16 protein-coding genes are annotated in these 14,745 nt (G+C 60.2%); 4 read left to right on the top strand and 12 right to left on the bottom strand.

Annotated features, from left to right (window positions below):
• Together BT125_RS27110 and BT125_RS29525 are read right to left on the bottom strand one after the other, a co-directional pair.
• A partial coding sequence (locus BT125_RS27110; RefSeq protein ID WP_371857832.1) for a calcium-binding protein occupies positions 1-404 on the bottom strand: 404 nt, incomplete at its 3' end.
• A 518-nt stretch (positions 405-922) separates the two neighbouring features.
• Positions 923-1,069, bottom strand: coding sequence for a hypothetical protein (locus tag BT125_RS29525; protein ID WP_170866878.1), 147 nt, complete (start codon positions 1,067-1,069; stop codon positions 923-925).
• A 176-nt stretch (positions 1,070-1,245) separates the two neighbouring features.
• Between BT125_RS29525 and BT125_RS27105 the strand changes: the two genes are divergently transcribed.
• Complete coding sequence (locus BT125_RS27105) at positions 1,246-1,650, top strand: low affinity iron permease family protein (RefSeq protein ID WP_025212333.1); 405 nt, start codon at positions 1,246-1,248, stop codon at positions 1,648-1,650.
• Between the two features lie 47 nt (positions 1,651-1,697).
• Here the strand turns inward: BT125_RS27105 and BT125_RS27100 are convergent, their stop codons facing one another.
• The 4 genes from BT125_RS27100 to fos all read right to left on the bottom strand — a co-directional run bounded on the left by BT125_RS27100 (position 1,698) and on the right by fos (position 5,476).
• Entirely contained in the window at positions 1,698-2,606 is a 909-nt protein-coding gene (locus BT125_RS27100) for an SDR family oxidoreductase (RefSeq protein WP_025212332.1), read from the bottom strand.
• A 79-nt stretch (positions 2,607-2,685) separates the two neighbouring features.
• On the bottom strand, positions 2,686-3,189 hold the full coding sequence (locus BT125_RS27095) for a DUF4142 domain-containing protein (RefSeq protein ID WP_072412115.1): 504 nt from the start codon (positions 3,187-3,189) through the stop codon (positions 2,686-2,688).
• Positions 3,190-3,534: 345 nt separating this feature from the next.
• Positions 3,535-4,884 (bottom strand): sensor domain-containing protein, encoded by a 1,350-nt coding sequence (locus BT125_RS27085; protein ID WP_072412112.1) that lies wholly within the window; start codon positions 4,882-4,884, stop codon positions 3,535-3,537.
• Between the two features lie 175 nt (positions 4,885-5,059).
• A complete protein-coding gene (fos, locus tag BT125_RS27080; protein ID WP_072412110.1) occupies positions 5,060-5,476 on the bottom strand; it encodes a fosfomycin resistance glutathione transferase in 417 nt (138 codons plus the stop codon).
• A 259-nt stretch (positions 5,477-5,735) separates the two neighbouring features.
• Here fos and BT125_RS27075 point away from each other — a divergent pair, with 259 nt between their 5' ends.
• On the top strand, positions 5,736-6,971 hold the full coding sequence (locus BT125_RS27075) for an aminotransferase class I/II-fold pyridoxal phosphate-dependent enzyme (protein WP_072412108.1): 1,236 nt from the start codon (positions 5,736-5,738) through the stop codon (positions 6,969-6,971).
• 13 nt (positions 6,972-6,984) lie between these two features.
• Positions 6,985-8,148 (top strand): MFS transporter, encoded by a 1,164-nt coding sequence (locus BT125_RS27070; protein WP_072412106.1) that lies wholly within the window; start codon positions 6,985-6,987, stop codon positions 8,146-8,148.
• Here the strand turns inward: BT125_RS27070 and yiaY are convergent.
• A complete protein-coding gene (gene yiaY / locus BT125_RS27065; RefSeq protein ID WP_072412104.1) occupies positions 8,145-9,293 on the bottom strand; it encodes an L-threonine dehydrogenase in 1,149 nt (382 codons plus the stop codon). The genes BT125_RS27070 and yiaY overlap by 4 nt on opposite strands.
• 140 nt (positions 9,294-9,433) lie before the next feature.
• Here yiaY and BT125_RS27060 point away from each other — a divergent pair, with 140 nt between their 5' ends.
• Positions 9,434-10,453, top strand: a complete 1,020-nt coding sequence (locus BT125_RS27060; RefSeq protein ID WP_072412102.1) for a DUF4917 family protein — start codon at positions 9,434-9,436, stop codon at positions 10,451-10,453.
• A 111-nt stretch (positions 10,454-10,564) separates the two neighbouring features.
• On the opposite strand, the gene BT125_RS27055 is transcribed toward BT125_RS27060, so the two are convergent.
• From BT125_RS27055 to BT125_RS27035, 5 genes are all read right to left on the bottom strand, one after another.
• A complete protein-coding gene (locus BT125_RS27055) occupies positions 10,565-10,909 on the bottom strand; it encodes a YegP family protein (protein ID WP_072412100.1) in 345 nt (114 codons plus the stop codon).
• A 72-nt stretch (positions 10,910-10,981) separates the two neighbouring features.
• Entirely contained in the window at positions 10,982-11,563 is a 582-nt protein-coding gene (locus BT125_RS27050) for a DJ-1/PfpI family protein (protein ID WP_072412099.1), read from the bottom strand.
• 239 nt (positions 11,564-11,802) lie between these two features.
• The gene (locus BT125_RS27045; RefSeq protein ID WP_072412096.1) at positions 11,803-13,020 is read right to left on the bottom strand and encodes a class I SAM-dependent methyltransferase; all 1,218 of its coding nucleotides are present in this window, start codon (positions 13,018-13,020) and stop codon (positions 11,803-11,805) included.
• A gap of 255 nt (positions 13,021-13,275) precedes the next feature.
• Entirely contained in the window at positions 13,276-13,893 is a 618-nt protein-coding gene (locus tag BT125_RS27040) for a TPM domain-containing protein (protein WP_072412094.1), read from the bottom strand.
• Between the two features lie 34 nt (positions 13,894-13,927).
• On the bottom strand, positions 13,928-14,692 hold the full coding sequence (locus BT125_RS27035; protein WP_072412092.1) for a TPM domain-containing protein: 765 nt from the start codon (positions 14,690-14,692) through the stop codon (positions 13,928-13,930).
• Between the last annotated feature and the right edge of the window lie 53 nt (positions 14,693-14,745).

Here is a 14,745-nt window from a genome sequence, read left to right as displayed (position 1 = left end):
TTGCCGCCACCGGCCTGTTCGATGATGTAGGGGGTCAGCCCCAGATTGATGTTGTAGATGTCGTCGCCAGCCCCCCCTTCCAGCCGTACCGTTGGGATTACGGTGTACGGGCCAGAGGAGAGCACGTCGTTGAAGGCAGAGCCTATGACGGTTTCGATACCAATGAGCGTATCCCCCTCTGCATCGCCACCCCGTCCAACAAGTCCAGTTCCCTGGCGCAAATCGATACTAATACCTTCAGTCGATGCCGAATAATCAACAGTATCTATACCAGCACCGCCATCAATTTTGTCTGCGCCAGCGGTGCCCTTGATTACATCATTCCCGCCCAGGGCGTTGATCTCATCATCCCCTGCGGTGCCAATTAGTGCATCTGCGCCAGCTGTTCCATTGATAACGGCCATTTTTTCTTCCCTGCTTAAGGATGGTAGAGGAGGTCTCGTAAAATCAGTGTTTGTTAAAAAACTGAAGCAAGAATCTCTGCGGTGTTTTTCGGCTGTGGCCGTTGAAGCCTGAGCCGAGACTTCGTCTAGAAAATAGGCGAGTAAGGTGTCATTTATTGAATTTCAGGTACGACATAACCGCCCGATTTAAAAAAACGGGATAGGTTTGATTTTTTTACGATCAATTGCGTGCTGGCGCAGCCGATCCATGCTGAGCTCCATCAAGGCCCTTCTTCCCATTGGGGGAAGTTAACTGGGCACTGAGCGTCCTTGCGTGAGTGATAGCACGACAATATCTCTTTACACAAGAGGTCCCGTAGCGTGCCGCTGACGTCCCAAGGGCGGTGACGTATGTAGGAGTGAGTTTGCTCGCGATAGCGCCCTGTCAGCCAATAGGGATGCTGCTGATCGGATGCCATCGCGAGCAAGCTCGCTCCCACAGAGGTTTTGCAATCACTCCTCAGATGGCTGCGGGCCGTCTATTTCTTCTCCGCCCCGGACTCCTGCATCTGCACCGAAGACTTGGTGCCGTCGGTGTTGTCCTTGGTCTCGTTATCCGAGTTGTCGAAACAGCCTTGCAGGGCGAACAAGCAGCAGGCGAGGCAAAAAGTGCGGGCGAGATTCATGATGTACTCCGATGCCGAGGGCTTTCAGCAGTGACCTGCGAGAGCAGTAATGGTTGCGACTGTCATACTGCCGGACGATGAACGTCGACGAAGGTTGGCGACTGAAATGTAAGTAGAATTTTCATCGCTTCGTTGCTGTCACACCAGACAGGTGTATCTACTAAGGAAACACGACAATGACGTTCGCAAAAATCGCGCAAAAACTGGCCCTCTGGGCGGGAAGCCCCAAGACATTCCTTGGGGCCATCGTATTGTTGGCGCTGTGGGCAGCCAGCGGACCTTTCTTCGGTTTCAACGACACCTGGCAATTGATCATCAACACCTCGACCACCATCATCACCTTCCTCATGGTGTTCCTGATCCAGAACACGCAAAACCGCGATACAGACATTCTGCACCTGAAGATCGATGAGTTGTTGCGAGCGACCAAGGAGGCACAAAACGCGATGCTCGGACTCGAATCCCTGGACCTCAAGCAACTGGAGGCGTTGAGGAAGCACTACCAAGCCATGGGAAACGACGAGGTCAAAAGCCTTGAAGGCCTGGAAGCGAAAAGCAAGATCGACCTGAACCAGTGCTGAGAGATGCGCGAGTGGGTGACACGCCACTCGCGCGCTTCGACAAATTATCAGGGCAACGGATTACCGCCCGTCACGCCAAAAACTTCCCCAGTGATGTAGCTCGACTCCTGAGATGCCAGTAATACATAGAGCGGCGCACATTCGGCCGGTTGGCCTGGACGTTTCATCGGCACCTGGGCGCCAAAGGTGGGAATTTTCTCCTGCGGTTGGCCGCCACTGGGTTGCAGCACGGTCCAGATCGGCCCCGGTGCCACGGCATTGACCCGGATACCTTTGCTGATGACCTGCCCGGCCAGCGCCTTGGTGAACGCGACGATGGCCGCTTTGGTGGTGGCGTAATCCAACAGCGTCGCGGACGGGTCGTAGGATTGGATCGATGCGGTATTGATGATGGTCGCCCCCGCCGGCATCAGCGGCACCGCTGCCTTGCAGATCCAGAACATCGCATAGATGTTGGTTTTCATGGTGTCGTCGAATTGCGCAGTGGTGATGTCGGCAATGTCTTTTTGCGCTTCCTGCTTACCGGCAACGTTCACCACAATATCCAGGCCGCCCAATTGCTCGTGGGCACTCTTTACCAATTGCACACAAAAGGTTTCGTCCTTGAGGTCGCCGGGAATCGCAATCGCCTTGCGGCCTTCGGCTTCGATCAGTTCGATGACCTGACGCGCATCCCGCTCTTCGCTGGGCAAGTAGTTGATCGCGACATCCGCGCCCTCGCGGGCATAAGCGATGGCGGCGGCACGACCGATGCCTGAGTCACCACCGGTGACCAGGGCCTTGCGTCCTTCCAGGCGTCCGAAGCCCTGGTAACTTTTTTCACCATGATCGGGCTTGGGCACCATGTCCTGGTCAATACCCGGCGGCGACTGCGGCTGGTCAGGAAAGGGTGGGCGCGGATACTGGGTCAGTGGGTTCTGCATCGCGTATTGGTTGGGTTCTCGGCGTGTGGACATCGAGGTTCTCCTTTTCGGCGGGCAAAATCAGCCGGGACGCTGACGCCCCGGTCCTGAATGTAAAAACAGATACGGCAGATCAACGGCTGGCCTGCAGTGCCCTGGCCATTTCGAGATGGGTCTGCAACTTGGGCAGGGTTTCGTCAGCGAAGGCCTTGATCTCTGGCACTTCAGTGGTCTGGGCCTGCTGCTGGATTTGCGCGATGGCCTCCTCGGTAGCCTTGACCTGGGTGGCGGCATACGCGGCTTCGAACGACTCGCCTTCGTTGACCTGTGGCATCAAGGCCTTGGCCTTGTCGGCCACTTCCTCACGGGGCGCGACAGGCAAGTCGAGCTTCTTGGCGATCTTCGCCAGATGTTGATTGGCGGTGGTGCGGTCGTTGATCACCATAATGGTGTAGTCCTTGACCTCCCTGGATTCGGCTTTTCCGTGGGCCATGCGGCTTGTCTCGATGTCGGCCATGCCCTTGGCGGAAGCATCGTTGATGAATTCGGCAGGCGATTGGGCCCAGGCACTGTTGGCACCCAGGCCCATCAGCACGACGAGACTGGTGGTGCGAAAAAAGCTGGCCATACGGCTCATGGTCGCGCCCTCCTCTGATAAAAGTTCTGGTGGGTTATCCACCGTTGAATCAGAACCAGCCATGAATATTCAGCGAGACGTCCGACCCGGCTTTCGGCCAATTTCGGCTTTCGACGGGTTTTTATCGACGATCGTGATGGTGGTTCTCCCACTTTTGCGACCTGTTTCGGACACCTTCGTTCGATCGTGAGCAATGTTTGTCGAATAAACACTGCTTGAACCAGGCATGGTTCAGCCCTCCATATTCGTGAATACCGGGCACGCAGGCCCTGTCTTGTATTCGAATGGGATACGAGCTGAAGGTTTGAGAAAGGTGCTGGCGCCACGACGAACGGTGACGCGCTATCAAATGCCAGACATCCGGTGATTTTGGCGTTTGGCGGCGTACATCGCCTCGTCGGCGTGGCGGAACAGCGCGACATCTTCAGTGCCATGGTCGGGAAAACAGGCCACGCCGATGCTCGGCTCGATGCTCAGGCAGTGCCCGTCCAGACGCAGCGGCTGGGCCAATGCGTGGTGGATTTTTTCCTGCACGCTGTGGGCATCCTCCAAGGCCTGGATGCTGTGCAGCAGGACCACGAACTCGTCACCGCCGATGCGCGCCACGGTGTCAGTGTCGCGGATACAGCCCTTGATACGATTGGCCACCGCCTGTAACAGCATGTCGCCCACTCCGTGGCCATAGGTGTCGTTGACCTGTTTGAAACGGTCCAGGTCGATATACAGCAAAGCCATGCGCCCGGATGCGGCGCGGGCGGTCGCCAGTGCGCACTTGAAACGTTCACGGAGCAGTTCGCGGTTGGGCACCTGGGTCAACTGATCGTACTGAGCCATGTGCTGCAACCGGGCGTGCAACTGCTTGCGCTCGATGGCAATGGTGATCTGTGCGCAGACGTATTGCAGCAGTTCCTTGTCCTGTTCGGTGTAGCGCTCGTTGTCCGGCGCGCTCTTGACGATCAACGCGCCAATCGTGCCGCTCTGCGAATTCAGCGGCACGCCCAGCCAACACGGCGCGTCCGGTTGCGCCATCAGGTCGTCGAACCCCGCAGGCAGCGAAGTGCCACCGGGCGTCAGCAGGATCGGCTGGCCGCTGCGAATCACCTCGGCGCACAAACGCCCGGTGACCGTGCCCGGCAACTCAGGCTGCCCTTCCCGATCATCGACGTGATAGGGGAAATTCAGCTGCGAACATTGTTCGTCATACAGCGCCACCGAGAAATTCAGCGCCGGCAGCCACTCGCCAATAATCAGGTGGATGCGCTTGAACAACGCCAGCAAGTCAGCCGCGGCATGGGCCGCCTCGGAAATCGCATACAACGCCGCCTGCCGGGATTCGGCCTGCTTGCGTTCCGTGATGTCCCGGGCCACGGCCATGCGCAGTTGGTCCACCGGCGACCAGCGCGCCGACCACAGGATGTGCACCACTCGCCCGTCCTTGCGCAGGTAGCGATTCTCGAAATTGAGCTTGGGCTCGCCTTCCATGATCTCCCGCGCCGCCTCGAGGGTCCGCTGGCGGTCGGCAGGGTGCACCAGATCGATCATCGCCTGGCCAATCAGCTCCTGCGGGGTGTAGCCGAAAATGCGCTCGCAGGCGGCACTGACAAACACGAAACGCCCTTGACCGTCGACGGCACACACGGCATCCAGCAGAAGGTCGATGTAGCTGGCCAGCGGCGCGGAACTTGAAGTGTCCATGGGGCTGGAGGTCATCCGGATAATGCAGCGGTGAGCGAAGCAGGCGATGGTCAGTTCGTGACGCTGTGCAACGAGCGAGACCCAAGCGTCCAATACCGATGAGGATAGCGCAGGCGATCAGACTTAAGGGGATGAAACGCTTGGCAGGCGCTGCCACTCGACTCGACACAGCCCATCACGGCTCCGCAAAAAACACCATGCCGGCATACGGTGCCTGTCGACAGGCCTTCAGCCGCGACGCCAGGTCGCCCACATGGGCTTCCAGCTTGTACCCGTCCGGGTCGAGAAAGTAGAACGAATCACCCTCGCTGCGGTTGTCTCGCCACGACGGCACCTGGGCCGCGTTCAGCCGCGCCACCAGCTCGGGAAAATGCTCGGCGCTGATGCTGAATGCGTAATGGGTGTAGTCCGCGGTCGGCTCAGGCCTGCGCAACGGGTCGAGAGACAGGCATAACCAGAAACCCGGCAGCGACAAATACGCCCCGCTGTTCCACTTGGCCTCAAGACGCAACTGCAAGAGCTCGCCATAAAAAACCACACTGCGATCCAGATCGGTGACGGCAAGGGTCAGATGATTGAGGCCTGAGAGCATCAGCAAGCAACCTTCAGAAAAAAGAGTGATAACCCAGCGGGCTTGGGGCAAATCCGTAGTGTTCCCGAGCTCCGACAGCGTCGATGGATTCCCCGGCCAGGGTCCTAGGCAAAGTCCTACGTAGAACTCTCCACTGACACTCAAACACGCCGGAAACAGCCGATTCAAAGCCCTGCACAACAATCTGTAAAGTCTGGAAACACACCACTATCGCAACACCCCACGGACAGCACCATTAACCAAGGAATGTAATCGCGCCATGGACCAGACTGCTCAACCACCTCATTACTTCACCAACTACCGCAAGCTCATTTCCCTCGCTGACCAGGATTGGCAGGGCACCGAGGCCGGAAAAATCTCAGGGCTGAATGTCGAGGTCAAGACACCCAATGTGCTGGTCGACCAATACGGTCGGACCTTTCATCACTTCTGTACCACGTCCTACCTGGGCCTGGACTATCACCCCGCGTTGCTGGACGGCGCCATGACCGCCCTGTGGGAAACCGGGACCCTGCGGGTCGCCAACTCAAGGAATCGCTGCAAGCTGGCGATCCTGGACCAGTACGAAAGCCAATTGTCGGAGCTGTTCGGCGCCAGTTGTCTCAGTGCCCTGTCCTGCAGTGCGGCAAGCGCGGGGATCCTGCCGTTGCTGGCCAGCGGCGCATTCACCCACCATCGCGCGCCCGTCATGGTGTTCGACAAACATGCCCATTATTCGATGAACCACAGCAAAGCCGCCTGCGCCGATGAAACCCAGGTCATCACCTGCCCGCACAACGACATGGATTTCCTTGAAGACGTGTGCAAACGTCAGCGCGATGTGGCGTATGTGGCCGACGGCGCCTACAGCATGGGCGGGATGGCGGACCTGGACAGCCTGATGTATCTCAAGCAGCGCTATGGTTTGTTTCTTTACCTGGACGATTCCCACGCCCTGTCTGCCGTCGGGGAATCCGGCGCCGGCCTGGTGCGCTCGCGCATCCCGGCGGTGGACGAGCGCACCCTGATCGTTGCCTCCCTGGCCAAGTCATTCGGCGCCAGTGGCGGGCTGGTCATGTTTGGCTGTGAACGGCATAAGGCGCTGGTGCAGCGCTACGGTGGGCCGAGCAATTGGTCCCAGAGCCTGAACGCGGCGGCCATTGGGGCCGGCATGGCGTCGATCCGCCTGCACCGCAGCCGCGAATTCAGTGCCTTGCAGGAGCGTTTGCAGGCTAATATCCGCCTCTTCGACAGCCTCGTGCGGACCGGACAGCGCGGCACCCCCATGGCGATCCGTTTGGTGCCTTGCGGTGAAGCGGCCCTGGCCAACAGCCTGGCGGTCGAACTGGCCGAACGGGGGTATTTCACCTCGGCGGTATTTTTTCCCGTGGTGCCGCAAGGCAAGGCTGCCATTCGTATTACCCTGCGCGCCGACATGGAGCCGGACGTGATTCGCTCGTTTTGCGAAAAGATCACCGAACTGCTGCTGACCCACGGGCGTGATCTCCGCCCTTGAGACAAGACGCTCGATGAAAAACCGTACAACCCTGATCCTCACCTGCACCACCGTTTTCCTGGCACAACTGGGCATGAGCATCTACTTGCCGGCCCTGCCCGGCATCGCCCGGGATCTGGGTGCCGATGCGTCCCTGGTTTCCTGGGGCCTGTCGGTGTACCTGGTCGGCATGGCGCTGCCCATGTTGCTGTGGGGCAGCCTGAGCCAGCGCTTGGGGCGCAAGCCGGTCTTGCTGGCCGCACTGGGGTTGTATGGCCTGGGCAACCTGGCCCTGCCGTTGGGCACAACCGTGGAGGCGTTCCTGACGTTCAGGTTGATTCAGGGCATCGGTGCCAGCGGTATTTCGGTGATGGCGCGGGTCTTGATTCGCGACAGTTTCAGCGGCGACCTGTTGGCCAAGGCCCTGTCCTGGATATCGATTGCTTTTGTGATTGCCCTCGGTATCGGCCAATACCTGGGCTCGTTGATCCAGGCCGCTTTCGGCTGGGAGGCGATTTTCCATGGTCTGGGCGCCGTCAGCCTGGCCATGGCAGCGGCGGTGTCCCGGGCCAGGTTCCCGATGTTGGTGCACGCCGGCAATGGCCAATCGGCGTGGGGGATCTACGGGCATATATTCCGGCAACGCGCGTTCCTGCTGCCGGCCATGGCCGGTGGGCTGGGTTACGGCGTGATCGTCGCCTTCAATACCGCCGCACCGCTGATCCTGCAGGAAAGCTTCCACTGGTCGGCCATCGAGTACGGCCTGCTGGGCTGGCCGATCAGTGCGGCGTACCTGCTCGGGGCGCTGGCGGTGAACGCGTTTGTGCTGCGCACCGGTCAACGGCGAATGATGGGCTGGGGCATCGCGCTGGTGCTGGTCGGCAGCATGACCATGCTGGTAGGCAGCCTTACCCTGAGCAGCATCGCGCTGCTCTTCTGGCTGCCGTATTGCTTCGCGGTGTTTGGCCAATCATTGATCTACCCCATCAGCCTGTCCCTGGCCAACGAAGGCTCACCGGTGGCCGGCGCTTATGCCATGGCGTTGAGCGGGTTCCTGCATCAACTGATGGCCTCGGTGATCGGCGCCATGGCCAGCCTGTTGTTGAGCCAACAGGCCTGGCCGTTGGCGGCGTTGTGCGCGCTGCTGGGGGCGGCGGCGACGCTCTGTGTGCGGTTCGTACCGCCCCGGGTCGCTTAGAACGCGCTGCGGAAAATCTCTTCGATCTGCCGCTGGTCCGCCGCCCGTGGGTTGGTCAGGCCGCACGCGTCTTTCAAGGCGTTGGCGGCCAGCAACGGCACGTCGTTGAGGCGCACGCCCAAGTCACGCAAACCGGCCGGAATGTCCACGTCATGGGCCAGGCTGCGGATCGTCGCAATAGCTTCCCGGGCCCCCTCTTCCGGGCTGAAGCCACGTGTATCGGCGCCCATGGCATGGGCCACGTCGCTCAGGCGAGCGGCGCATACCGAGGCGTTGAAGCTCTGTACATGGGGCAACAACACCGCGTTGCACACCCCGTGAGGCAAGTCGTAAAAACCACCCAGTTGATGGGCCATGGCGTGCACGAAACCCAACGACGCATTGTTGAACGCCATCCCCGCGAGAAACTGCGCGTAGGCCATGTTTTCCCGCGCCACCAGATCGTTGCCGTCGCGCACGGCCAGGCGCAGGTTGTTGCTGATCAGGGTAATGGCCTTCAGGGCGCAGGCATCGGTAATCGGATTGGCGGCAGTGGACACATAAGCCTCGATCGCGTGGGTCAGCGCGTCCATGCCGGTGGCGGCCGTAAGGCCCTTGGGCATCGCCACCATCAGCGCCGGGTCGTTCACCGACATCAGCGGGGTCACATTGCGATCGACAATCGCCATTTTCACGTGGCGTGTCTCGTCGGTGATAATGCAAAAGCGGGTCATTTCGCTGGCGGTGCCAGCCGTGGTGTTGATGGCGATCAGCGGCAATTGCGGCTTGCTCGAACGGTCGACGCCTTCATAGTCACGGATCTGCCCGCCGTTGGTGGCGCACAACGCGATGCCCTTGGCGCAGTCGTGGGGGGAACCGCCGCCCAGGGACACCACGAAATCGCACCGGCTCTCCATCAACAAACCCAGCCCGAGCTCGACATTGGCAATGCTCGGGTTGGGCTTGGCACCGTCGAAAACCACTGAATCGATGTCCTGCAGCGCCAACAGTTCGGCCACCTTGCTAGCGACGCCGGCCTTGGCCAGCCCCACGTCGGTGACGATCAGCGCCTTGCGAAAGCCGTAGTTGCGGATGGCGGTCATCGCTTCATCCAGGCAACCGAGCCCCATGATGTTCACCGCGGGAATGAAAAAAGTACTGCTCATGGGGTCACACTCCTGGTAGAGGCCGGATCGGCAGGACCTACAGAATGACCCAGTAGTCACGACGCATCTTGATCTGGCTCAAGACTGGGGCGTGATAAAGTCGCGGCCTGCCTTTGCCACGTTTTGAGATGATCCTTGCGATGACCGATTTCCAGGAATACGACACCCGGCTCGAAGACTGGGAGGCCGTGCGCGCCGATACCGCCTTCAGCGGCCTGCTGGTGGGCAATGGGGCCAGCCGCGCGGTGTGGGACGATTTCGGCTATGACTCGCTGTTCGAAAACGCCCGCACCGTCGAGGAGAAACCCTTGAGCCCGTCGGAACTGAGCGTGTTTGACGCGATGCAGACCCGCAGTTTCGAACAGGTGCTCGGGGCACTGAAAACCACCAGTCGGGTCAACAAGGCCCTGGCCGTCAGCTCCGCCGCCCCGCGTAACCGCTATTACGCGATCAAGGAAGCGCTGATCAACACCGTGCACGCGGTGCACATCCCATGGCGGCTGGTGCAAGCGTCGACCCTGGCGACGCTCAACCAGGAGCTGAGCCGCTACCGCACGGTGTTCACCACCAACTACGACCTGCTCAACTACTGGGCGATCCAGCATGGGGCCGAGACCATCAGCGACCTGTTCTTCGGCGATGATCACAGTTTCGACCTGAGCCAGGTGACCACGGACAAACCGCGCTTGCTGTACCTGCACGGCGGCCTGCACCTGGTGCGCAACCAGGACGGCACGGCGCGCAAGCTCACGTCCACCGAAGGCACCCTGCTGGGCAGTTTCGCCATCAACAACACGATCAAGACCCTCGACGACGTGCCGCTGTTCGTCAATGAAGGCCCCAGTGCCGACAAGCTCAAGACGATTCGCAGCAGCGATTACCTGTCGTTCTGCTACGACCAGTTGCTGCGCCATGGCGACAACCTGTGCCTGTTCGGCCAGGCCCTGGGCGAGCAGGACCGGCACATCGTCCATGCCCTGCGCCTGGCCGCACCGAAAACCGTGGCGATTTCGATCTATCCCCGCAGCCAGGCGTTCATCCAGCATCAGAAGCGCCACTACGCCAAGGTATTCCAGGGGCTGGAGGTGCAATTGCGCTTCTTCGATGCCAAGAGCCATCCGCTGGGCGATCCGGCGCTGTCGGTGCCGGTGGAGGTCTAGGGTAAGTCCGCATTGGGCATGACTATTTGGATCGGAAACAGGGTGGACTTGTGGCGAGGGGATAAATTCCCTCGCCACAAAGACCTCGCTACTGCATCTGTCGGTTTGCCGTCAAAACGCAGCCACGGTCTTGTCCTTGATGACCGTCGTCGGTCCGTTGGCCTTGACGCTGGCGATGCCTTTGTCCCGGGCAGCGTCCGATGAATACGCCTCACTGCTGCCAATCACTTCATGGTTGCCAGCCTTGAGGTTGAAGTACGGATGGCCGTCCTTGGTGTTCTTGAGTTCATAGCGCTCGGCCAACGGGCTGTTTTTCTGCACCGCAGCAATGCCACCGTCGACGCCACTGCGGGTGGTGTACAGCTCGCTGGTCAAGATGGTCTCGGCGTTGGCCGCCTTGAGTACAAACCGAAACTGGCCACTGCTGCTTTTGCTGATTTCGTACCATCCGGACATGATTGTTCTCCAGGCAATGAAGGGCATGCCCCGAGAGTAAAGACCCGCTGCGCTTACCTTGCCAGTGCGTTACTACAAAGTGATAGCCGTGCCCAGCAAGGTCAGGAACCCCGCCAGCCAGTTCGGGTGCGCAGGCCAGGCCGGTGCGGTCGCCAGGTTGCCCTGGACATGACCTTCGGTCACCGGAATGTCGATATAGGTCCCGCCCGCCAGGCGTACTTCCGGCGCACACGCCGGGTAGGCGCTGCATTCGCGCCCTTCAAGGATGCCTGCCGCGGCCAGCAATTGCGCACCGTGGCACACCGCGGCGATCGGCTTGCCCGCCAGATCGAAATCACGCACCAGTTGCAGAACCGTTTCGTCCAGGCGCAAGTATTCCGGCGCGCGCCCACCCGGCACCAGCAGCGCGTCATAGTCAACGGCCTGGACACTGGCAAAATCGTGATTGAGGGCAAACAAGTGCCCCGGCTTTTCGCTGTAGGTCTGGTCGCCTTCGAAATCGTGGATCGCCGTGCGCACCGTCTGCCCGGTTTTTTTGCCCGGGCACACAGCGTGTACGGTGTGACCGATCATCTGCAAGGCCTGGAATGGCACCATGACTTCATAATCTTCGACGTAATCGCCGACCAGCATCAGGATTTTCTTGGCGGCCATGGGTTGGGCTCCTTTGGAAATGCGTGAGAGGTGAACGCATTAAAGGTAGTCCGGTAAGCCGGCGGATGAGCGATAACCCGTCATTACCTGACGGGCTGCACACCGGGGGATACTGGATATCATCCTGTGGGAGCGGGCTTGCTCGCGAAAGCGGTGGATCGGCTTGCACCGATGTTGAATGTGCAGCCGCCTTCGCGAGCAAGCCCGCTCCCACAGGGGTTGGGTGCTAACAGTAGAACTCAGGCGAGATAACCATCCGCCCGCAGCAGCGTTTCGAGGCAGTGCTCGGTGATGTGGTAGAAGGCCTTGAGTGCTTCGATTTTTGCCAGCAGCTCGGTGGGCTCCACAGGTTCGGCGCGCTTGACGGCCAGGATCATTTTGTTCTTGTTGGTGTGGTCCAGGGAGATGAACTCGAAGACCTTGGTCTCGTAGCCACAGGCTTCCAGGAACAACGCCCGCAAACTGTCGGTGACCATTTCCGCCTGTTGGCCCAGGTGCAGGCCGTATTGCAGCATCGGCTTGAGCAAGGCCGGGCTCTGGATCTGCAGGCGGATCTGCTTGTGGCAGCACGGCGAGCACATGATGATCGAGGCACCCGAGCGAATGCCCATGTGGATCGCGTAGTCGGTGGCGATGTCGCAGGCATGCAAGGCAATCATCACATCCACCGCGCTCGGCGCCACGCTGCGCACGTCACCGTGCTGGAAGCTCAGGCCCGGGTGCTCCAGCCGCGCGGCGGCTTCGTTGCACAGCTTGACCATGTCTTCGCGCAGCTCGACACCGGTCACCACGCCTTCGGCCTGCAAGGTGTTGCGCAGGTAATCGTGGATGGCGAAGGTCAGGTAGCCCTTGCCCGAACCGAAATCCGAGACTCGCACCGGTTTGTCCAGGGCCAGTGGCGAAGACGTCAGCGCGTGGCTGAAGACCTCGATGAACTTGTTGATCTGCTTCCACTTGCGCGACATCGCCGGAATCAGCTCGTGCTTGTGGTTGGTCACGCCCAGGTCGGCCAAAAATGGCCGACTCAGGTCGAGGAAGCGGTTTTTCTCGCGATTGTGCTCGGCAGACGGCACTTCCCGCAGTTGCTGGGGCTTGCTCTTGAACAGCGAGCTTTTGCCCTTTTTGCTGTACTCCAACTGCGCTTCGTCAGTGACCGCCAGTAAATGCGCATTCTTGAACGACGCTGGCAACAACGTGGCGATGGTGTCCACGCCTTCGGCCAGCGGGAAATTCTTGGTGATGTCGCGAGTCTTGTAGCGATAGACGAAGGACAGGCACGGCTGGTCCTTGACCGTCAGTTGCTTGATGATCAGTCGCTGGAGCTCCGCCTCATCCCCGACGTACTTGGCCAGCACCAGTTTGATGAAAGCGTTTTGTTCAAGGCTGGTGTGCAGCAGCTCGATGAACTGGGCATGGTGATCCGGCGCGGGACGGGCTGGAGTTGCGGTGGCGGACATGGACAAGCGGCCTCGGGGCGGGCGGATCGAAGAATGGCGGGTATTTTAGGGGGGATGGGGGATGACGGCACGGGGAATTTCATGTGGCGAGGGGATTTATCCCCGCTGGTCTGCGCAGCAGACCCAAACCAGGCAATAAGGTATCCCTGCATAACCGATTGTCGGATTTTTAGGGGGCCTACGGCCCAACGGGGATAAATCCCCTCGCCACAGATGAATTTCCCTCGCTACAACGGTGTCCGGCAGAAATTTATCTCAGCCCAGCACCACCAACCGATTCGGCAGCTCATTGCGCTCATGAGTCAGCGGCACATGTTCCTTGAGCAATTCGCCACAGGCTTGGATACACGTCACGAACCCCTGCAAGGTCTGCCCCTGGCGAACCTGCTGGGTGAACGTTGCGACGATGGCGTCCCAGCATGTGTTGTCCAGGTGTTTGGAAATGCCTTCATCAACGAGGATTTCCACATACCGCTCGGCCTCGCAGACAAAGATCAGCACGCCCGTGCTGCCCACGGTGTGGTGCAGGTTTTGCTCGAGAAACTGCCGGCGTGCCAGATTGGAGGCCCGCCAGTGACGCACGGAACGGGGGATCAGGTGGGTGGTGATCCTTGGGATGCGAAACACCAGGCACAACACGATGAAACTGACCCACTGCACCAGCAACAGGCTGTGCAGGGCCAGCCAGCCGGTGAGGTAATGGACCACGCCGGGCACCACCAGCGCCAGCAGGCTCGCCCATAACAGGGGGATGTAAGCGTAGTCGTCGGCGCGGGCGGCCAGCACCGTGACCAGTTCGGCGTCGGTATGCCGCTCGACCCGGGCGATGGCCTCGGCGACCTTGCGTTGTTCGTGTTCAGTCAGTAATGCCATGGTTAAAAGTGCCTGCTCATTCTCATTATTATTGTCACCAGCCGCCCGACGAACCGCCGCCCCCGAAACTGCCACCGCCACCGCTGAAGCCGCCTCCACCGCTGAAGCCGCCCCCACCGCTGAAGCCGCCCCCACCGGAGCTGCCCGAACCGCTGGAGCCACCGCGCCCGGTCGGCAGGATACCGAGCATCTGGCAGACCAATATCGTCAAAATAAACAGTATCACCAGGAAGATGAACAGCCCGGGATGGCGCTCGACAAAATCGCCCTGCTCCTGCTGTCCATTCGCACTGTACGCCGGCGCCGGCTCGTCCAGCGGGCTGCCGCCCAGCACCACCAGCATCGCCGCGACACCGTCGCTGATGCCTTTATTGAAGTTGCCGGTCTTGAAGGCCGGCGTGATCACTTGGTTGATGATCACCGAGCTCTGGGCGTCGGTCAGGCGATCCTCCAGGCCGTAACCCACTTCGATGCGCAGTTTACGGTCATCCCGGGCGACGATCAGCAGCGCGCCGTTGTTTTTATCCTTCTGCCCGATGCCCCAGTGGCGTCCCAGTTGATAGCCGAAATCTTCGATGCTGCTGCTTTGCAGGTCCGCCAGGGTCACGACCACCACCTGTTCGCCAGTCGCCTGTTCATGGGCCTTGAGCTGGGTCTCCAGTTGCGCGCGCACCGAAGGGTCGAGCATCTGGGCGGTGTCCACCACTCGCCCGGTCAGCGCAGGAAACTTCAGTTCGGCCTGTGCCGTGACTGCAAACACCCAGAGCAACAGCACCAGGCCAATTTTCAACACTCGCATCGCAACTCCTGTGTGGGAGCGAGCTTGCTCGCGATAGCGGTGGGTCAGCTTGC

The organism is Pseudomonas sp. NFACC04-2 (genome assembly GCF_900119265.1).
GTDB classification, from domain to species: Bacteria; Pseudomonadota; Gammaproteobacteria; order Pseudomonadales; family Pseudomonadaceae; genus Aquipseudomonas; species Aquipseudomonas fluorescens_AA.
Note: the sequence above shows the minus strand (reverse complement) of the source record. Positions and strands in the feature narration are given on the sequence as shown.

Excerpts from the sequence above, each read along its gene's own strand:
- BT125_RS29525 (WP_170866878.1), bottom strand. The coding sequence starts at position 1,069 with ATGAATCTCGCCCGCACTTTTTGCCTCGCCTGCTGCTTGTTCGCCCTG.
- BT125_RS27105 (WP_025212333.1), top strand. The coding sequence starts at position 1,246 with ATGACGTTCGCAAAAATCGCGCAAAAACTGGCCCTCTGGGCGGGAAGC.
- BT125_RS27100 (WP_025212332.1), bottom strand. The coding sequence starts at position 2,606 with ATGTCCACACGCCGAGAACCCAACCAATACGCGATGCAGAACCCACTG.
- BT125_RS27095 (WP_072412115.1), bottom strand. The coding sequence starts at position 3,189 with ATGAGCCGTATGGCCAGCTTTTTTCGCACCACCAGTCTCGTCGTGCTG.
- BT125_RS27085 (WP_072412112.1), bottom strand. The coding sequence starts at position 4,884 with ATGGACACTTCAAGTTCCGCGCCGCTGGCCAGCTACATCGACCTTCTG.
- fos (WP_072412110.1), bottom strand. The coding sequence starts at position 5,476 with ATGCTCTCAGGCCTCAATCATCTGACCCTTGCCGTCACCGATCTGGAT.
- BT125_RS27075 (WP_072412108.1), top strand. The coding sequence starts at position 5,736 with ATGGACCAGACTGCTCAACCACCTCATTACTTCACCAACTACCGCAAG.
- BT125_RS27070 (WP_072412106.1), top strand. The coding sequence starts at position 6,985 with ATGAAAAACCGTACAACCCTGATCCTCACCTGCACCACCGTTTTCCTG.
- yiaY (WP_072412104.1), bottom strand. The coding sequence starts at position 9,293 with ATGAGCAGTACTTTTTTCATTCCCGCGGTGAACATCATGGGGCTCGGT.
- BT125_RS27060 (WP_072412102.1), top strand. The coding sequence starts at position 9,434 with ATGACCGATTTCCAGGAATACGACACCCGGCTCGAAGACTGGGAGGCC.
- BT125_RS27055 (WP_072412100.1), bottom strand. The coding sequence starts at position 10,909 with ATGTCCGGATGGTACGAAATCAGCAAAAGCAGCAGTGGCCAGTTTCGG.
- BT125_RS27050 (WP_072412099.1), bottom strand. The coding sequence starts at position 11,563 with ATGGCCGCCAAGAAAATCCTGATGCTGGTCGGCGATTACGTCGAAGAT.
- BT125_RS27045 (WP_072412096.1), bottom strand. The coding sequence starts at position 13,020 with ATGTCCGCCACCGCAACTCCAGCCCGTCCCGCGCCGGATCACCATGCC.
- BT125_RS27040 (WP_072412094.1), bottom strand. The coding sequence starts at position 13,893 with ATGGCATTACTGACTGAACACGAACAACGCAAGGTCGCCGAGGCCATC.
- BT125_RS27035 (WP_072412092.1), bottom strand. The coding sequence starts at position 14,692 with ATGCGAGTGTTGAAAATTGGCCTGGTGCTGTTGCTCTGGGTGTTTGCA.